At 70.3% G+C, this 17,209-nt stretch carries 11 protein-coding genes; 4 read left to right on the top strand and 7 right to left on the bottom strand.

Annotated features, from left to right (window positions below):
- Positions 1 to 9: 9 nt before the first annotated feature.
- From OV287_RS45400 to OV287_RS45370, 7 genes are all read right to left on the bottom strand, one after another.
- Positions 10 to 720: a hypothetical protein gene (locus OV287_RS45400; protein WP_267540299.1), complete on the bottom strand. Its 711-nt coding sequence runs from the start codon at positions 718 to 720 to the stop codon at positions 10 to 12.
- A complete protein-coding gene (locus OV287_RS45395; RefSeq protein WP_267540298.1) occupies positions 701 to 2,710 on the bottom strand; it encodes a SpoIID/LytB domain-containing protein in 2,010 nt (669 codons plus the stop codon). The genes OV287_RS45400 and OV287_RS45395 overlap by 20 nt, the downstream gene beginning before the upstream one ends.
- Positions 2,707 to 3,414, bottom strand: coding sequence for a DUF2135 domain-containing protein (locus OV287_RS45390; protein ID WP_267540297.1), 708 nt, complete (start codon positions 3,412 to 3,414; stop codon positions 2,707 to 2,709). The genes OV287_RS45395 and OV287_RS45390 overlap by 4 nt, the downstream gene beginning before the upstream one ends.
- Positions 3,411 to 8,117 (bottom strand): alpha-2-macroglobulin family protein, encoded by a 4,707-nt coding sequence (locus tag OV287_RS45385; RefSeq protein WP_267540296.1) that lies wholly within the window; start codon positions 8,115 to 8,117, stop codon positions 3,411 to 3,413. The genes OV287_RS45390 and OV287_RS45385 overlap by 4 nt, the downstream gene beginning before the upstream one ends.
- Entirely contained in the window at positions 8,099 to 9,130 is a 1,032-nt protein-coding gene (locus OV287_RS45380; RefSeq protein WP_267540295.1) for a DUF1175 domain-containing protein, read from the bottom strand. Before OV287_RS45380 ends, OV287_RS45385 begins: the two co-directional genes overlap by 19 nt.
- Positions 9,131 to 9,141: 11 nt before the next feature.
- On the bottom strand, positions 9,142 to 10,749 hold the full coding sequence (locus OV287_RS45375; RefSeq protein WP_267540294.1) for a hypothetical protein: 1,608 nt from the start codon (positions 10,747 to 10,749) through the stop codon (positions 9,142 to 9,144).
- Between the two features lie 89 nt (positions 10,750 to 10,838).
- Positions 10,839 to 11,399: a helix-turn-helix domain-containing protein gene (locus OV287_RS45370; RefSeq protein WP_267540293.1), complete on the bottom strand. Its 561-nt coding sequence runs from the start codon at positions 11,397 to 11,399 to the stop codon at positions 10,839 to 10,841.
- Positions 11,400 to 11,483: 84 nt separating this feature from the next.
- On the opposite strand from OV287_RS45370, the gene OV287_RS45365 reads away from it, so the two are divergent.
- From OV287_RS45365 to OV287_RS45350, 4 genes are all read left to right on the top strand, one after another.
- On the top strand, positions 11,484 to 12,224 hold the full coding sequence (locus tag OV287_RS45365) for an SDR family NAD(P)-dependent oxidoreductase (protein ID WP_267540292.1): 741 nt from the start codon (positions 11,484 to 11,486) through the stop codon (positions 12,222 to 12,224).
- A complete protein-coding gene (locus tag OV287_RS45360) occupies positions 12,221 to 13,246 on the top strand; it encodes an S-adenosylmethionine:tRNA ribosyltransferase-isomerase (RefSeq protein WP_267540291.1) in 1,026 nt (341 codons plus the stop codon). The genes OV287_RS45365 and OV287_RS45360 overlap by 4 nt, the downstream gene beginning before the upstream one ends.
- A 318-nt stretch (positions 13,247 to 13,564) precedes the next feature.
- Complete coding sequence (locus OV287_RS45355) at positions 13,565 to 15,868, top strand: hypothetical protein (RefSeq protein ID WP_267540290.1); 2,304 nt, start codon at positions 13,565 to 13,567, stop codon at positions 15,866 to 15,868.
- Positions 15,865 to 17,205 (top strand): hypothetical protein, encoded by a 1,341-nt coding sequence (locus OV287_RS45350; RefSeq protein WP_267540289.1) that lies wholly within the window; start codon positions 15,865 to 15,867, stop codon positions 17,203 to 17,205. The genes OV287_RS45355 and OV287_RS45350 overlap by 4 nt, the downstream gene beginning before the upstream one ends.
- Positions 17,206 to 17,209 lie beyond the last annotated feature (4 nt).

Below are 17,209 nucleotides of genomic sequence, written 5' to 3'. Positions count from 1 at the left end.
CGTAGACCCTCACCCTGACCCTCTCCCAGAGGGAGAGGGGATGGCCTGGCGTTTCGGGGGAGAGGGCTCACAGGCGTGCTCCCGGATCGTTTTTTCCCCCAGCCGCAGCTGCCAGAACGTGCGGGTATCGGGCTTCGCGCTGAGCTGCTTCCACAGCGCCTCCATCCCACCGGCTTCGCGGGCCAGCCGCCGGGCGAGTGCCGCCGCCCGCGCATAGGCTCGCTCCCGCACCTCCGGGCGCACCTCCAGCAACTCCGTCGTCAGTGCCCGGCAGTTCTCCGGCCCACTCGCGGTGGGCCCCGCCTCCACCAGTGCCGAGGCGAATCCCTCGGCGAACCAGCGAGGTAGCGCTGGCCCCGCATGGGAGAGCAGCGCCAGGTGCGCCACCTCGTGCCTCGCGAGCGCACTCAGGTCCTCCATCCGGTCCACCACTCGCGCCGGCGGAAGCACCACTTCTCCCTCCACCACTCCGGCCGCGGCGGTGCGGGGCAGGCCAGTGCGCGCGCTGAACGCCTCCACCGATTCGGAGAGTACGGCCCGCACCTCCGATACCTCCGACCCCACGAAGGGCGGCAGGGATTGGCGTGCCCGCTCTAGCGTCCGCGCTACTCGCGTCGCCACGGTCTCCGCGCCCTCCTCGTGCCGCACCACGGTGGCGCCCACTTGCACCTCGGCCGCCAGCACCGCGCACAGCACCACGCTAAGGAGGGGACTGGCCAATCGTGCGCTCCGGGAAGTAGTGCCGCAGGATCTTCTCGTACTTGTACCCGCGCCGCTCCAGCTCCGTGGCGCCGTACTGGCACATCCCCACGCCATGGCCGAGCCCCCGTCCCTCGAAGCGCACCTTCCCGCCCACCTCGCGCCCACTCAACGCCAGGCTCTTCAACGTCTGGTAGCCGAGCGCACGGCCCACGCGTGCATGAAAGGCCTCGCCCGTCAGGGGCACGCCGAACGCGCGCACCTCCAGTGCTCGGCCTCCGCTGTCGCTGCGCAGCACCTCGAAGGCTGGGCCCTCGGCGGCAATCCCCAAGGCCTGGGCCAACTTTTCCCGAGACACCTCGAAGTGCCAGCGGTGGTGCGGTGATGCGGAGCACAGGGGCCCGGACGTGCCCACCCGGTCCGCGACCGCGCTGGATGGCTCAGACGAGCCGAAGACACTCGCGGCGGTGCTGGTGGAGCCACCGCAGCTCGAATGAAAGTAGGTCGGCGCGAGCGGCTCACTGACCCCGCGTCCCCAGAGCACCTTCCCCCGAGTGGCTGCCACCGCTGCGTCCACCTCGGAGCGCTCGTCCTGCCTGCCCCGGTAGAGCTGACAGTGGGTGAGATCACACACGTCGTAGCCCGCTCGACCATGTCGGTTACGCTCGGCGAGGGCATAGGTGCGCGAGACGATGGCCTGCGCCTTGAGCGCCTCCGGCTTTCCGGCCAGCTCGCTGCCCACCACGCCCCGGAGGTAGTCCTCCACGGAGAGCTCGTTGAACAGGGCAATCTGACCATCCATCACCGTGGCCCTCAGCGCTCCCCGGTATCGCCGCGTGGTGGCACCGAGCCGCACCACCACTCCCTCGCCCGGAGCGTAGAGCTCACGGCAGCGCCGGTCTGGCCGGCCCAGGTCCAACAGCCCCTGGTCAATCTCCGCCGTGGCACCCGTCAGATCCAACGTCACCCCGTCACAGCTCAGCCGTCCTCCATCGGTCATCACCGTGGCGCGCATGGGGCGCAGCTTCTCCAGGACGCGGACGCGCAGGTGGCCTGGGGGCCGCTCCCAGGGAATGTTCTTGGGCTCCTCGCCTCCGAGCGCGAGGCTCAACAACTCCGTCCCCGGCTGCGCGGCCTGGTGGGCCCCTCGTCCTTCTCGGGCGAAGGCCACCACCGCGAAGCGCGGCGCGCGGAAGGGCGCGAACCCGATGAACCAGCCGTGCGTGTGCCAGCCTTTCTCCCAGCGTGCGGTGCCTGTCTTCCCCGCGCCTTCCAGCGTCCCCAGCCGCGTGGCCTCCAGCGTTCCGCTCTCGGCCGCTTGCCGCATCGCCTCGCGCAGCACTTCCACCGCTGCCACGTTCTCGAGGCGCGGCCTCTGTCGGCCTCCCACCTCACCCAGGCTCCGCGCCTGCCCCCGGCCCGCGATCACCGCCGCCATCTGGAGGAGCTGGAGGGGCGTTGTCTGCACCCGCTCGCTGTCCCCGGCCGCCACGCGAATCCGGTCTTCGCGCGAGAGCGCCTGGGGCAGCACTCCGCCCTCCTCACCCGGCAGTGCGCCCGTGGGCTTCCCGAGACCGAAGGCACGCAGGGCGCGCAGCAACGCCTCGCCCTCGAGGATGTCCCCCAGCGCATAGAAGTAGATGTTGCAGGAGAGTGCCAGCGCACGCGTCAGCTCGAGGCGGCCATGTCCAGGGCGGATCCAGCACATCCGCTCCCGGCCTCCAATCTCGGCGCGGCCACTACAGCGCGGCGGCTCCTCCGGCAGCCGGTGGGTGTCGAGCGCCGCGTAGGCACTGGCCAGCTTGAGCACGCTGCCGGCCGGAAACGCACGCGCGAGGACGGCCGGGTGATGCGCCAGCACCAGCTCGCCCGTGGCCAGGTCCATTACCGCCGCCGCGTCATCCTCGTCCGGCAGCAGGGCCTCGGCGCGCTCGGCGAGCCGGGTGCGCAGCTCGGGCGTGCTCCCGGCCACGGAGAGCACCAGCAGCAGCCCGAGCGGCGCGAGTGTCACTGGACGACTCGGGCGGCCTTCACTTCGAAGGTTCCGACTTCGAACTTGCCACCCGTGCGGGTGAGCATGTGACGGAAGGTGTGCCGCTCCTCGCGGTCAGTGCCCTCGTGGAGCAGCACGTCCACCTTCACCTCGGTCTGGGCATTGCCATTGTCGGAGAAGTAGTCCACCAGGACCTGGTAGGTGCCCGCCTGGGAGTTGGCCTGGGTGTAGATCTCCGGCCCGTAGCCCGTGGTCACGTCCACGTCGAGGGAGCCGCCGCTCGCGGTCTCCTTGTGCTGGTACCAGGCTTCCTCGCCCGAGGGCTCCACCACGTGGAGGTCGAGGTCCGTGCCGTCCGTGTCCCAGGAGAGCACCACGCGCAGGTCGATCTTCGGCACCTTGGCGAACACGGACACCTTGGCGCGGCCGACGCCCGCCTCGTTGGTCGCCGCCACCTCAATCACGTTGATCCCGGGCGAGAGGACCAGGGAGAGGTCGAAGTTGCCGCCGCGCAGGGGCAGCGGCCGCTCGGTGCCGTTGATGGAGAGGGTGCCGACGCGCAGCGACGCATCGGAGATGGAGCCGGTGATGCGCGCCACCCGGTTCGAGGTCCATCCCCCAGCGGGCGTGTTGATCGTCACCTTGGGTGCGTCCCTGCCCCAAGCGGTGGTGGCCCCACAGAGCAGCAGCGTCAGCAGCGACAGCAAGGTCCGGATGTTCACGGCTCACCTCCCACCTGGAGCGTCTGCTCGTTCGAGGTTCCCCGCACCTGGGGGTGGTACATGAGCGAGGCGCTGGCGGGCATCACGTGCAGGTTGCCGGCGAGGCCCGGCGCCATCATGTAGCCGAAGACGTTCTTGCCTGCCTTCAGGTCGCTCGCGAAGAAGACCACCTTCTCGTCACGCACCTCGCGGTGCAGGCCCTTGGGGTGGAGATCCCTCCCTCCCGGCTTGCGGCCCACATCGGCCTCTTCCACCTCGCAGCCGGAGCACAGCGGATCCTCCAGCATCACGTACTCCACGGCGTTCGGAGCGGTGACCTCCAGCTCGACGAAGAGCAGCCCATCCTGTTCCGCGCTCTTGCCGAGCAGCGGCTGGAGCGTCTCCTCGAGGCCTCCTCCGCCCTGCTGCCGCACCACGCGGTGGTAGCGGCGGGTAATCGTCAGACCACTGCTGCTCGCCTTCAGGCCCTCGCCGGCATCCACGTACGACAGCCGCGCCTCGAGCATCAGCCCGGCACCATCGCCGCGGCGCGAGACCTGGATGGAATGCGCGCCCGGCTTCACCGTCAGCGACTCACCCACCATCACCTCGGGGCCATAGAGATCCTCGCCCGTATAGGTGCGCTCGCCGAGCGGCTGGCCATCCAACAGCGCGGCCACGGTGGCCCCCTGAGTCTGGCTGGCGAAGCGCGGGAGCACGTCGGCGAGGGCGGAGACCACCACCGCGGTGTCACGGGTGCTCTGCCAGTGGCCGTCGCGCCGCTGCTGCAGGAGGAACTTCACCGCGCCGTCGATGAACGGGCTGGAGGGACGCGTGCGGGCGAGCGCCCGGAGCGCCGAGGCCGTGGACTCGATGGGGTCTCCATCCCACGTGGCCATGGCGGGCTGGATGCGGCCCTGCCACCAGGGATCCGCGCTGGAGCCACCGAACACCACCAGCTCACCGACGCGGTTGGCCGAGCGCTCGAGCTCCTCCGCCAGCGCGGCGGCATCCTCCTTCTTGCCCGACTCGGCCAGCGCCAGCACCACCAGCGACTTGGTGTAGGCGGAGAGCTCGGACTGCTCGCGCACCTTCTGCGAGAGCGCGGTGAGCATCGAGTCCGACGACTTGCCCGCCACCGCCAGGTTGTAGAGCAGGCGCGCCCGGAGCCCGTCATCCATCTGCCCCGTGCTGAGCGAGGACAGCCTGGCGAGGCCGCGGGTGAGCATCTGATCCACCTCCTCGTTGCCGTAGCCGAGCGAGCGCGCCATGGCCAGGCCCTGCACCACGTAGCCCGTCATGGCCGCGTCGGTCTCATCCTCCTCCCACCAGCCCCAGCCACCATCGCCATGCTGGAGCTGGCGCAGCCGGGCCACGCCGGCCATCACCATCTTGGGCAGCTCGCCGTGGCGCTCCTTGCGCGGCAGCTTGAGCTGCTCATACGCCTTGACCGCCACCAGGTTGGGCACGAACCGGCTCATCGTCTGCTCGGTGCAGCCGTACGGGTAGCCGACGAGATAGTCGAGCGCGCTCTCGATGGCCGGAGCGATGCCGGTGCTGGCATAGAGCGCCAGCCGCGAGGCCTCGGGGTGGGCGGAGGCCGGAATCTCCAGGGCCAGGTCCACCGGCGCGGTGGAGTCGGCGGCCAGTGAGGCGACGAAGGCCTCGCTGAGCACCGCACCGTGGGCCAGCCGGGGCACCTCCAGCTCCATCGAATCGGAGTGGGTGCCAAACTTGCCGCTGGCGCGCAGCTTCACCTTGCCGTCACCGCCCGTCACCCGGACGGGGAACACCGCCACCGCCTGGTCATTGCCGTCGACCGTGACGGTCTTCTGCTTCTCGGTCAGCTCGACGCCGGTGGCCTCCAGCGTCACCGTGGCCGTGCCCTTCTGGCTGGTGGAGTTCTCCAGCAGCACGCCGAGCTTCAGGGTGTCGCGCTCGCGGAAGAAGCGCGGGGTGGCGAGGCGCACCTGGAAGTCCTGGTGCACCCGGGCCTTGCCCACGCCGAAGCCCACCGAGGTGTCGGCGGTGATGACGCGGGCGGTGGCGCGCCAGGTGGTGAGGTTGTCCGGGAAGGTCACCTTCATGCTCGCCTTGCCATCCGGGCCGGTGGCCAGGTTGGGCGAGAAGAGCAGCGTGTCCTTGAACTCCTTGCGCACCTTGCGCGAGAGCGTCTTCAGGTCACCGTAGCCCGCGCGGCTCCGCGGCAGCGCGCTCATCTGCTCGAGCACGTTGCGGCCGTAGCCGTAGAAGCGGAAGGTGGTGGAGCTGGTGCCGCGCACGTTGTCGCGCACCGGGTGGAAGAAGAACTCCGGCAGCGAGGGCGCAATCTCCGGGGAGACGGCGTAGATGGCCTCGTCCACGACGGAGAGGGCGATGTCGGCGTTGGCCACCGGCTTGCCGTCCGGCGAGGTCACCGACACCGTGAAGGTGCCCGTGTCACCCGGCGCGTACTTCTCCTTGTCCGCGGCCACCTCGACCTTGAGCACCCGCTCCGTGGGAGGCACGCGCAGGAGCAGCTCCTGGCGGAAGGTGCGCCCCGCGGAGATGGCCATGGCGCCCACGTACATGTTGGGCGACATCTCCTTCGTCACCTTGAAGCGCAGCACCGCCGAGTAGCCCTTGAGCTCGAGCGCCTCGCTGGAGAGCACCTCTATCCCCTCATGGGTGAGCAGCACGGAGGCCGAGTCGAAGGGGGCGCGCACCAGCACCACCGCTTCGTCGCCCACCTTGTAGCTGGGCTTGTCCGAGTACAGCTCGAGCCCACCCTTGGCCATGGGGATGTCCCCACCCTTCTCGGTGACGAAGAAGGGCACGGTGGTGGTGATGACCGAGCCGGCATCATCCGTCGCGGTGAGCTCGGCCAGGTAGGCACCGGGCTCGGTGGGCTTCAGCTTGTGCGTCCCTCCCGTGGCGGACGCGGCCACCTGGAGCTTCTGCTCGGGAATCGACGCCTCCGACACCGAGGTGCCCGTGCGCGTCTGGTACGTGATGGCCACGTCCACGGGGACGGCCACCGGCTTCTCGCCGTAGTCGCGGGCCACCACCTGGAGCGACACCTCGTCGCCCGGCTCGTAGACGAGCTTGTTCGTTCGGGCCGACAGGAAGAAGCGGCCCACCGTGACGTCCACCGCCTTCTGGCCCCGGGCCGTCTTGCCCGAGCCGTCCACCACCTTGGCCTCGATGGAGTAGGTGTAGTCCTGGCCGTCCTTCGCGGTGGCGAACTTGAAGGGGAACGAGCCATTGGCGTCGAGCGTGCCGGACAGCTCCTGGACGATCTCCCGCCCGGCCGAGGCCCGCTCGCCCTCGGAGACGAAGAAGTCCGCCTCCGCGTCCACGAAGTCCGGGATGAAGAAGCGGCTGCGGTAGACGGTGAGCTGCACATCCGCGTTCTTGAGCACGCCACCGTGGAAGAAGCGGGCCAGCACCCGGCCCGACACCTCGTCCCCCTCCACGTACGACGGACGCTCCAGCTGCACGTTCACCTGGTACTCCGGCTTGGTGAACTCCTTGAGCTTGAACTCGCCCTCGAAGGACTCACCCTCCACCTCGGCGCGGATCCTCCAGACGCCCGCCGCTGGCTGGAGCGCCTTGTCCGGCAGCTCGAAGCGCCCGGTAAAGGAGCCATTCGCGGAGACCTCCGCGTCCAGCGTGTCGACGGCCGTGCCGCTTGGATCCACCAGGGACACGGAGGCTTCACCCCCCTTGGGCGGCGCATAGGCCGTGCCCGAGCGCGAGCGGATGATGCCCTTGAAGTGCACCTCGTGCCCGGGGCGGTACACCGGCCTGTCGGTGAAGAGGTACACCACCCGGTCATTCGCCCCCGCCGAGTAGAAGGAGGCATCCGCCAGCGCCACGTCCTCGCCCTGGCGCGCGAGCGCCAGCGTCTGCGTGGCGGCCTTCACCTTGGCCACGAACAGGCCGTCGCTGCCCGTCGTGCCCTCGGCGTACGGCTTGCCCTGGTCAAACAGCGTCACCTTCACGCCCGAGAGCGCCGCTCCCGTCGTCTGGTCCACCGCCAGCGCCACCGTCTGCTCCGGGCCCTGCTTCACCATCAGCCCGATGCGCGAGACGACCGCCAGCGTGTAGCCCACGTCCTCGCCCGTCACGCCCTCCACCAGGTAGACGCCGCTCTCCTTCACGCCCAGATCGAGCGAGCGCAGCATCCAGCTCCCACTGTTGCCCGAGTACTCCTCGCCGTCCTCCCCGCTGCTCTCCGCCTCCTGCGCATTCGACGCCGAAGCATCCAGGTCCTGCTGCCAGTAGCTGACGAGCGGGTAGTCCTTGAGCAGCGGGATGCGCACCTGCTCGCGGGCCGGGGCCGTCTGCGCCTTGGTCAGGCCGGTATTGGCCTTCTCGAGCACTTCCAGCGCCGAGGCACGCGCCCGCGGGGACACGGCGTCGCGCACCTGCTCGCGCAGGGAGGTGGCCGCCGCGCGGTAGCCGCCGGTGAGCACGGTGAAGAGGTGCTTGTCGCGCAGGGTGTTCTGCGTCACCGGACGGTGCAGGTCCGTCTGCCCGAGCATGAACGCTTCCGGATCGGGGATGCGGTAGACGCGCATGGAGAGCGCGCGCACGCCACTCGCCTCGATGTTCACCTCGGGCTGCTGGCCCGGAGCGGTCACCGTCTGCGTGGACAAGTAGAAGCGCCCGCGAGCGGATGCGTCCGGCGCGGCGAGCAGCAACAGCACGGCGAACAGCAGTCTCAGTCGAGAATCTTCCATCGGTAGAACCCCACGAAATGCGGGTTGTCGTCGCGCGGGCGCCACTTCTCGTCCGGATGCGACAGAAGGTCTTCGAGCCGGACCCGTTTGACGATTCCCTTGGAACCGCCGGGCCGGCTGTCGGGGCCGGTATGGTAGACGACCTCGGGCCCTAGCCCGCCGAGGTCACCCAGGTACACCATCGAGTGGTAGGACATCCCGCGGGCCTCGGGGTCCTCGAAGAAGAGCAGGTCGCCCGGCTGGGCGCGCTCGGAAGGAACGCGGACAGCGTTGGCGGACAGGAGCCAGCGTGCGCTGGCCGAGGCACTGAAGGCCGACTCCAGCGAGCCCTGAGCGTCATAGGCGCCGGGAGCCACCCGGAACAGCTTGTCGCCGAGCACGGGCACCGCGGGGTAGTGGTACTTGCGCACGTCCGGTGCCGAGGCCGTGCCGAGCTCTCGTCCCTTGCGCCAGCCCGCCCCATGGGCCTTGAGGGCCTCCTTGTAGGCGAAGCGCAGCAGCCCGGCGCAGTCGCGGTGCACCTCGGGCCAGCGCGGGTCGGGCGTGGGGTACTGCGCGGCGGCCATCGTCACGAACCAGCGGCGGAACGCCTGGCGGTCGTCCTCCGAGTCGAGCTCGACGGCGTCCGGGAAGCCATCCCTGTCCGTATCGGACGCATCGGCCACCAGGCGCAGCTCCACCGGTGTTTCCGTCACCAGCCCGAGTGCATCCTCCACCCGCAGGGTGCCGCGCACCTCTCCTGGAGTGGTGCCGGCGACGACGGTGCACACCGGGCCACTGGTGCCCGCCCCGCAGGAGGCGCGCGCAATCTCAGGAGTGAGCGAGAGCGTCGCCCGGGTGGAAGGAAGCAGCGGCGCGGAGAGCCCCAGCACCGAGCGGGGCCGCGCGTGGAAGCTCATGGAAGCGCTCCCATCGGCGGGCAGCTCGGACGCGGAGCGCTCCACCTGCGCGGTGGTGCGCAGGCCCAGCGCTGGCGCGGCCAGCACGGCGGCGATGGCGACGGCCCACTTCACGCGGTGGCCTCCTACTGCTGCACCGGCAGCGGCTGGAACTGGCCGGCCACGGCGGTGCCATCGGCCGTGAGCCCACCCCCATAGGGAGGCAGCTTCTTCATCGCCTCGCAGAGCGGCGCCACGCTGGCATCCACGTCGCCGGTGTCGAAGCTCTGGCTCTGGGTCCTGCCCACGGCGCGGAAGAAGGTGAGCATGGCATCGGCCGCCCCGGCGGTGTCCACGTAGGCGGTGAGGAAGCGGGCGTCACCGCTCTTGCCCACCTGCTGGAAGCCCTTCACGTCGGAGAGGGCGGGGCGCTTGCCGAGCCCGGTCTCCACCGCGGCCGTCAGCGACTCCAGGTCGGTGGCCGCGAGCAGGTAGTCCTTCGCCAGCGCGAGGCACAGCCCCTCGGTCGAGTTGCAGAAGGCGGAGACTCCGGGGGCGATGTCCTGCTTCTCGGGCGTGTCCAGCCAGTTCTTCGCCAGCGCGGAGAAGGCCTTGTTCGCGGCGGCGGCATCCTTCACGCCCAGGCCGAGCAGGTGGTTGAAGCGGGTGTCCTCCACGCTGAGCAGTCCGTAGAAGGCCTCGTCGGTGAGGGAGTCCTCCAGCTCGGACGGGAGCACGAGCCCCTTGCGCATCTCCTTGGCGTTCTTGCCTTCCGGGCTCCCGAGCCGCTCGAGGAAGGCGGAGGCATTGGCCGCGCCGAGGCTCGAGAAGAACACCGCGTCCTTGGGCACGTAGGCCAGCGCGCGGAAGGCCGCCACCGTGTCGGGAGAGTCGGAGAGCTCGCCGCCGAGCTGCAGCTGCCCCGAGTCGAGGTCCAGCCCGAGCGTCAGCTGGGAGAGGCCCAACAGCAGCGCCGCCGGGCCATCCTCCTCGAGCGATACCAGCGCGGCGAGGCGGTGACCCTGGAGCTTGTCCACCTCCTTCTTGTAGCCCTCGATGGACTCGACGGACTCGCCGCCCTTGCCGAGCGCGAGCGACACGGCGGCCTTGGCCAGCTGCTCGTTGGTGGAGGCGATGAGGACGTTCTGGAAGGCGGCCACCCAAAGGGTGCGCTTGCCGCGGACCATCTTCTTTACGGGGTGGCCCTCGTACTGCTCGTTGCTCACGCCGTAACCCTGCTTCAGGGTGGAGGCCATCAGCGCGAGGCGGACCACGAACTCCTGGGAGCCATCCACCTCCTTCACCACCACGAAGTCGGCGTCGTCGCCCTCGTCGTCCATCACGCCCACGGCGGCCGGGCCGGAGAAGGCCTCGGCGAGGCGATCCGCGGCGAGCGGGTGCTCCGAGGCGGTGGCCAGGTCATGGCTGAGCGAGAGCGCCCGCTCCATCTGCGCGGAGAGGCCCACATGCTCGATGGCGCCGCCCTCCACCAGCGCCTTGCCGGGCGCCGTCTTCAGGAAGGCATCCCAAGCGCCCCGGGCGTCAGCGGCGGCCACCACCATGGCGCGGGGCGAGCCCTCCAGCACGGCCTTGGGCACCAGCGCCGACGGCCGGGAGACGGCGGCCTTGGGTAGGGCCTTCAACAGCTCGGAGGGCTGGGGACCCTTCTTCGCTTCCTTGTCTCCGCCACCACAGGTGCAGCCAGAGAGCACGGCGAAGATGAGCGCAACTGCCGCGAGTGATCGGCTCCGCATGTCCGTCAGTCCCCCCGTCGAGTGTGGGCTCGGGAATGCGGTGTTTCGTAGCACACAGCCGCCCCGGAAACCTAGGGCCCGGGGCTCCGTCAGCGCAGCGGGGGGGCCAGCAGCACCACCGAATAGCCCACCGCGACCTTCGGCCCTACGTTCTCATACGAGTGCTTCTGGTCCCCGCGGAAAACCACGACGTCTCCTACCTCCAGGAGGAAGCGCTCGCCGCTGGCTACCAGCGCCAGGCTCCCCGATTCGCAGACGAGGTACTCGCGCGTGCCCGGCGTGTGCGGCACACCCGTCAGCCGGGCCCCTGGCGGCAGCTCCATCCGGTCGAACTCCATGCCCGGCAGCGGGTCCGGCAGCAGCTTGCGTACGAAGCCTGGCCCTCGCTGCCGCACGGTCAGACTCTCCCGGGGGTAGTGCCGGGCACTGGCCCGGGGCCTGGCCACCAGCTCCTCGAGGGACACCTGTAGCGCGGACGCCACCCGGTGCAGCACGGCCAGCGTCGGGTTGCTCGTCCCCGACTCCAGGTTCGCCCACGTCGCCCGGGGCACTCCCGCCAGCTTGGAGAGCTGCGCCTGCGTCGCCCCTCGTGCTTCCCGCAGTGCCTTGATGTTGCGCGCCAGCCAGCCCGCCAGCTCCTCGTCGCTCATGCGCTGGCATTCTGCCAATGCGTTGGCACGACCACCAACTCACGGGCGCCTCGGGCGTACTCCATTGTGCAAGGAGAAGACACGATGAAGCTCGAAGGAAAGGCTGTGCTGGTGACGGGAGCGAGCCGAGGGCTCGGCGAGTCGTTGATGGAGACCTTCGCCCGCAAGGGAGCGCGGGTGGTGGGCATCTCGCGCAACGCGAGCGAGGTGGAGGCGGTGGCTTCCCGGTTGCGCGCTCAGGGGTACGAGGCCCATGCGCTCGCCGCCGACGTGGGGGACAAGGAGGCCATCCATCCGCTGGTGGGCGCCGCCGCCGCCCTGGTGGGTCCCATCGACGTGCTCGTCCACAACGCGAGCACGCTCGGGCCTACCCCGCTGCCGCTGTTGTTGGACACCGCTTGTGAGGACCTGGGGCGCGTGTTGGAGGTGAACCTCGTGGGGCCCTTCCGCCTCACCAAGGTCATCGCAGGGTCCATGGTGCTGCGGGGTGAGGGCGTGGTGGTGCACATCACCTCGGATGCCGCTGTCTCTGCCTACCCACGTTGGGGCTCCTACAGCGTGTCCAAGGTGGCTCTGGAGCACTTGGGGCGCATCTGGGCCGCCGAGCTGGAGGGCACGGGCGTGCGCTTCCTCAACGTCGACCCCGGGGAGATGGACACCGTCATGCACCGCGACGCCATTCCCGAGGCGGACCCCTCCACGCTCGCGCGTCCTCGGGACGTAGCCGCGCGCCTCGTGGCACTCGTGGAGGCCGCTCACGCCTACCCGTCTGGCACCCGCGTGGAGGCCGCGCACGTCGAGGTGGGACGCCCGGAGGCCGCATGAACGCCGCCCGTTGGCCTCGAGAGCACCCGGACTCCGGACGCCTGCTCCACATCGCGCCTCGTGCCGGGCGTCTCGACGATGTCCTCATGGCCGAGCTTCCTCGGATGCTTCGTCCGGGCGACCTGCTCGTGCTCAATGACGCCGCGACACTCCCCGCGGCGCTGCATGGCCGCACGGAGGCGGGCGCCGCCATCGAGCTGCGGCTCGTGTCCCGCGAGGAGGAGGGCACCTGGACCGCCGTCCTCTTTGGCGCGGGGGACTGGCGCACCCGCACGGAGGACCGGCCTCTTCCTCCGCACGTCTCTCCGGGCGATCGGCTCGTGCTCGGTGGACTGGGTGCACGTGTGGTGGCCGTGCTCCCTCCGTCCCCGCGTCTTCTGCGCGTGACGTTCGAGGCGCAGGGTGCCGCGCTCTGGGCCGCGCTCTACCGTGCCGGGAGGCCCGTGCAGTACGCGCATCTGGAACGTCCGCTCGCGCTCTGGCACATCCAGACAGCCTATGCCGCGCGTCCTTGGGCCGTGGAGACACCCTCGGCAGGATTGCCCCTCACCTGGGCGCTGCTGCTGGACCTGAAGCGCCGGGGCGTGCGGCTGGCCTCGCTCACACATGCCGCGGGGCTGTCCTCCACGGGGGATGCCGTGCTGGATGCCGCGCTCCCTCGCCCCGAGCGCTTCGACGTGCCCTCCGCCACCGTAGAGGCCATTCACGACACCCGCGCCGCGGGAGGCCGGGTCGTCGCGGTGGGCACCACGGTGGTGCGAGCGCTGGAGGGACGTGCGGCGCAGGCGGGAGGCCGGCTGGAGCCGGGGGAGGGCGTGACGGACTTGCTGCTCGGCCCGGGCTTCGTCCCGCGCGTGGTGGACGGGCTGCTCTCCGGGATGCACGAGCCCGGCACCAGCCACTTCACCTTGCTCCAGGCGTTTGCCCCGGTGGAGCTGTTGCGCGCCGCCACGGTGCTCGCGGAGGCGCGCGGTTACCTGGGGCACGAGTTCGGCGACTCGTGCCTCCTCCTGGACCCGTGAGCCGGGGCGGGGATGCACCCTGGCTCGCGGTTCTCCAGGACGGGCAGCCCTTTCGAAGGGCCGCCGCGTCTCGGGGGGCCGCGCACCCGGTGCGAGCCTCGTACCAGCCCGCCCACCCGTCTCCCGCGAGGGGGCGTACTGGCGGAAGGGGCATGGTAGGGACGGGAACTGGCCGTTTCTGCTGGTGCCCGGTCAGCCCAGGTGCTCGTGGGCAACTGCTGGCGGCACGTGGGCGGCTCAGTCGCACCGGTAGACTGCTCCCTCTGTGCCAGCCGCGCTCCCCACCCATGTGCGCATGGCTGGCTACGGAGGTGCTACGTGTCCAAGCGTCGTGAAACTCCGCGTCCAGCGGCAGGCGTGCTCCGGTGGGGTGTGCTGCTGCTGGCGGCCGTCCTGCTCACCCCCGGCTGCATCACGCCGGGCCCGCGTACCCTGTCCAAGCGGCAGGAGACGGCGCTCGAGACGTCCCCCTTCCGGGCACCGTTCTCCACTTCCTCCCTGGAGGACGAGGCGCCGCAGCGGTTGCACCGGCGCCGCAGCGCCCGGGGGCTGGGCTCGGACGCCACTCTGTTGGGCGCGGGCGAGACGGTCGTGCACGCGGTGGCCAGCGGGGGCCCCCTCCCCCAGGGCCCCGCCACCTGTGGCGGCCAGGCCGTGCCCCAGGGCTGGCCCGACTTCTCCTCCGGCGGCGAGGAGTTGTTGGCGCCCTTCCTCACCTGCACCTCGCCCGCCGAGTACGTCGCCCTGCAGCAGCGCGTGGACATGCCCCGGCTGCTGGAGGCACTGGACGACTGGGACGCGGTGCGGCTGGGCGCCCTGGGGCCGGTGCGCGAGGACGCCGCCCACCTCTTGCAGAAGAAGCGCGCCGGCTTCCTGGTGGGCGCCACCGAGCGCTACGGCCCCTACCACGCCGAGGTGTTCGCCCTCTTCCTCTTGCACTCGGCCCACGACGACGAGGTGGACGCGGTGCTGCGGCTGCTGGCCGGGGACAAACTGCTGGGACAGACATTGGCCCTCATGCCAGCGGTGCGCGAGGAGTTGGAGGCACGGGGCCTGCCCCTCTCGCGCTACCCGGAGCGGGCCGAGCGGGGCGGGGACGTGCTGCGGGGCCTGGGCCGTGCCGCCCGGGACGCGCTCGCCACCAGCCAGCTGGTGGACGGAGCACGCTACATGGAGATGACGGGACGGTGGGCGCACCTGCCCCCGCCCTACCGGCACGCCGCCCACCAGGTGGACATGGCCCTGGCGCTGCGCCACCTCTCCGCGGGCAACGTGGCGCTGGGCACCTTCGACTCCATGACGTTTGGGGTGCCGCTGGGCTTCTACTACCTGCTGGCGGGCACGGGGCAGGGCATGTACTCGCTCAGCCAGGACGAGTACGAGCAGGCCACGCGCGAGCTGGCACCGGCCCTGTTGCTGGGGACGCTCTACGCGGGAGGCAAGGGCGTGCGCGCCCTGTCCCAGGCCCGGGGGGCCGGAGCGCCCGCGCTCGGCGGGCTCCAGGCCGTGCAGCAGCACCTGCGGGGCCTGCGGGAGCTGGGGCGGCAGGTGCGGACGACGCTGGGCGTGGAGGGAATGCGGGAACTGGCCCGGTGGATACGAGAGCGCCGGGAGGTGGGCCACTTCGTGGCCGTGGGAGGAGTGGACGCGGCGCTGGCGCTGCATGAGGCACGGGGCAACGTGGCCCAGGCCCAGGCGATGATGTCCAGGGCCCGGCCCGGAGCCACGGGCGCCCCGGTGGAGGGGGGCACAGCGCACAAGGGCTCCGGGAAGGTGGCCCCCGTGGCGGACGACGCCGCACGCGCCCGCCTCGAGGCCGCTGCGGCGGAGCACGCCGGGAGCCTGGCCTCGCTGGTGGACAAGGGGGCGGGCCTCACGCTGGAGGTGGTGGAGGCGCGGCTGGCGCTGGTGGAACTGGAGGCCACGGGCCCGCGGCTACCCCGGGACGTGGCGGTGCTGGAGAAGCACCGTCCCTCCCCGGACGCGCCGCTTCCCGGAGCCGAGGGCAACCCGAGATGGGGGGAGTACGTCACCTACTACGAGGGGCGCCTGCGGGAAATCAAGCAAGGCAAGGCCGCCGAGGCGCCGTTGCACTGGGCGCCCTACGAGCGGATGCGGGGGTGGTTCGCCCGGGGGCTGGCCTTCGAGCGCCTCATGGTCGAGTTGCTGGAGGCTGACGCGAAACTGCCCCGGGCTCAGCGCCGTTTCCTCGGAGCCTTCATCCAGCCTCAAGTCTTGAGGTGCGTGGGCGTCATGAAGCCAGAGAGCGGCCTGCGCTATGCGGATGTGCTCGTCATTGAAGAGGGTGGATTCTCCAGGGAGCCTCCTCGCGTCGAGACGTTCAGCTTCAAGAGCCGCGACCTCTCGGGGTTGAAGTACGACGCCTTGAAGGCGCAGATGGTCGAGGACGCGAGCGAAGCGCTACAGAAGTATGGCGGGACGCTGGACATCCGCCGGGACTCCCTCCAATCCTTGCTCCCCAGGGGCAGCGAGGTGCCCGTCCAGCGGGTCCGCCTCGTCTATGAGGGGGGCGACCTCTTGCCCAGGAAGGCAGCCGACTTGCAGAAAGCCGTGAGCGAAACCAAGAGCACGCTTCCGGGAGTGGAGGTGCTGTCCCAATGAAGGTGCTGGAATTTCACGATGGGAAGGATGAGGACTGCCTCCGGCTTTCTTTTGAAGGCGTCTTTGACCCACGGGCGGCACGGGAAACCGAGTTGGAGCCCTTCTTTCAAGCGCTTGAGGAACACGCCGACGGGTGGATGCCAGATGTCGCTGAAGGCAAGCGGCGACGCAAATACGCCCGCGCCGCCATCTGGAAGGCATTGGAGGAGAAGCACAATAGGGACAGCACGAGCTTCGGTCTCTACCGGACCAGGTGGCCCGCGCTGGACATGTCACTCGGACTCTGGCTGCCCCCCCGGCTTCCCAAGTTGGATGTCTGGCTCAAGTTGAACCCGCTCTCCTTCTTCGCGGAGGCGGAGCGCTGCCGCCATCTCGTGGAGATGGTGCGCGCCTGGGCGTCCCGCTACCCGGTCTCCCATGCCGTGGCTCACAGCAGTGATGACCTCATGCTGGCGGGCTCTCCTGATTTCGGCCGTGACAAGGAGACCGCATTCAGGGACGGTTTCGACAAGATCTACGAGGTGTGCTGGCTCAACGTTTTCGGCCCCAAGCTAGTGGACACCGTGGGACGCGAGCGCATGCTGTCCACGCCGGCACACCGGGTGGAGGAGTTGCCCAACGGCTGCGTCCTGCTGGTGACGCGGCCCACGCTCGCGGACTTCGCCAGCGACGAGGCGCGTCTCGCCCAGGCCCGCGCCCACGCCCACCTCTGGTCGGACCTGGACTTCGACACCCTCCTGCGCTCCCTGCGCGAGCGCAGCGCCACGCTCGCCCCCGTGGAGCCCCGCTTCCACCCGGACGTGGCGCCGCTCCTCTCGCGCGTGGTGGACCGCACCGCCAGCCACGAGCGCCAGCGGAGAATCGCCGAGCTCAACGCCTGGCAGCCACCCGAGCCCGAGGAGTGGCGCCCCGCCTCCTCCTCCCTGCCTCCGGACGTGGACAACCCCGGGCGCGCCCTGGAAATCTACAGTACCCTCGCCGAGCACCTCGTGGCCCTGCTGCACACGCAGGTGCCCTCCGTCTTCGAGCAGACGCCCGAGTCTCTCACGGACGTGGACTTCTACTTCTGGCGCGAGGACTTCCCGAAGAGCCGCCTGCGGGAGAACATCGACGCGCACGCGGTGCCCGCCATTGGCGCCTACCTGGGTGAGGTGCTGGTACGCAACCTCGGCGGCCGGTGGATACCGCGCCAGAAGCTCGACGAGACCCAGGTGCTCGTGGGCAACCGGGTCTGGTTTCCCTTCATCCGGGCCCACCGCTACATGCGCTCGTGCCAGGCACTGCTGGACTTCTCGTTGACGCGGCTGTACCGCGTCGCCGAGCGCCATCGCTCTTGAAGCG

The sequence above is a fragment of the Archangium lansingense genome, assembly GCF_026626635.1.
In the GTDB taxonomy this organism is placed as follows: domain Bacteria; phylum Myxococcota; class Myxococcia; order Myxococcales; family Myxococcaceae; genus Archangium; species Archangium lansingense.
The sequence above is the reverse complement of the archived record's forward strand: the minus strand, read 5'-3'. Positions and strand labels throughout refer to the sequence as shown.

What these genes read in the sequence shown, in the direction of transcription:
- OV287_RS45385 (WP_267540296.1), bottom strand. Translation starts at nt 8,117, where the DNA reads ATGGAAGATTCTCGACTGAGACTGCTGTTCGCCGTGCTGTTGCTGCTC.
- OV287_RS45370 (WP_267540293.1), bottom strand. Translation starts at nt 11,399, where the DNA reads ATGAGCGACGAGGAGCTGGCGGGCTGGCTGGCGCGCAACATCAAGGCA.
- OV287_RS45360 (WP_267540291.1), top strand. Translation starts at nt 12,221, where the DNA reads ATGAACGCCGCCCGTTGGCCTCGAGAGCACCCGGACTCCGGACGCCTG.
- OV287_RS45375 (WP_267540294.1), bottom strand. Translation starts at nt 10,749, where the DNA reads ATGCGGAGCCGATCACTCGCGGCAGTTGCGCTCATCTTCGCCGTGCTC.
- OV287_RS45365 (WP_267540292.1), top strand. Translation starts at nt 11,484, where the DNA reads ATGAAGCTCGAAGGAAAGGCTGTGCTGGTGACGGGAGCGAGCCGAGGG.
- OV287_RS45350 (WP_267540289.1), top strand. Translation starts at nt 15,865, where the DNA reads ATGAAGGTGCTGGAATTTCACGATGGGAAGGATGAGGACTGCCTCCGG.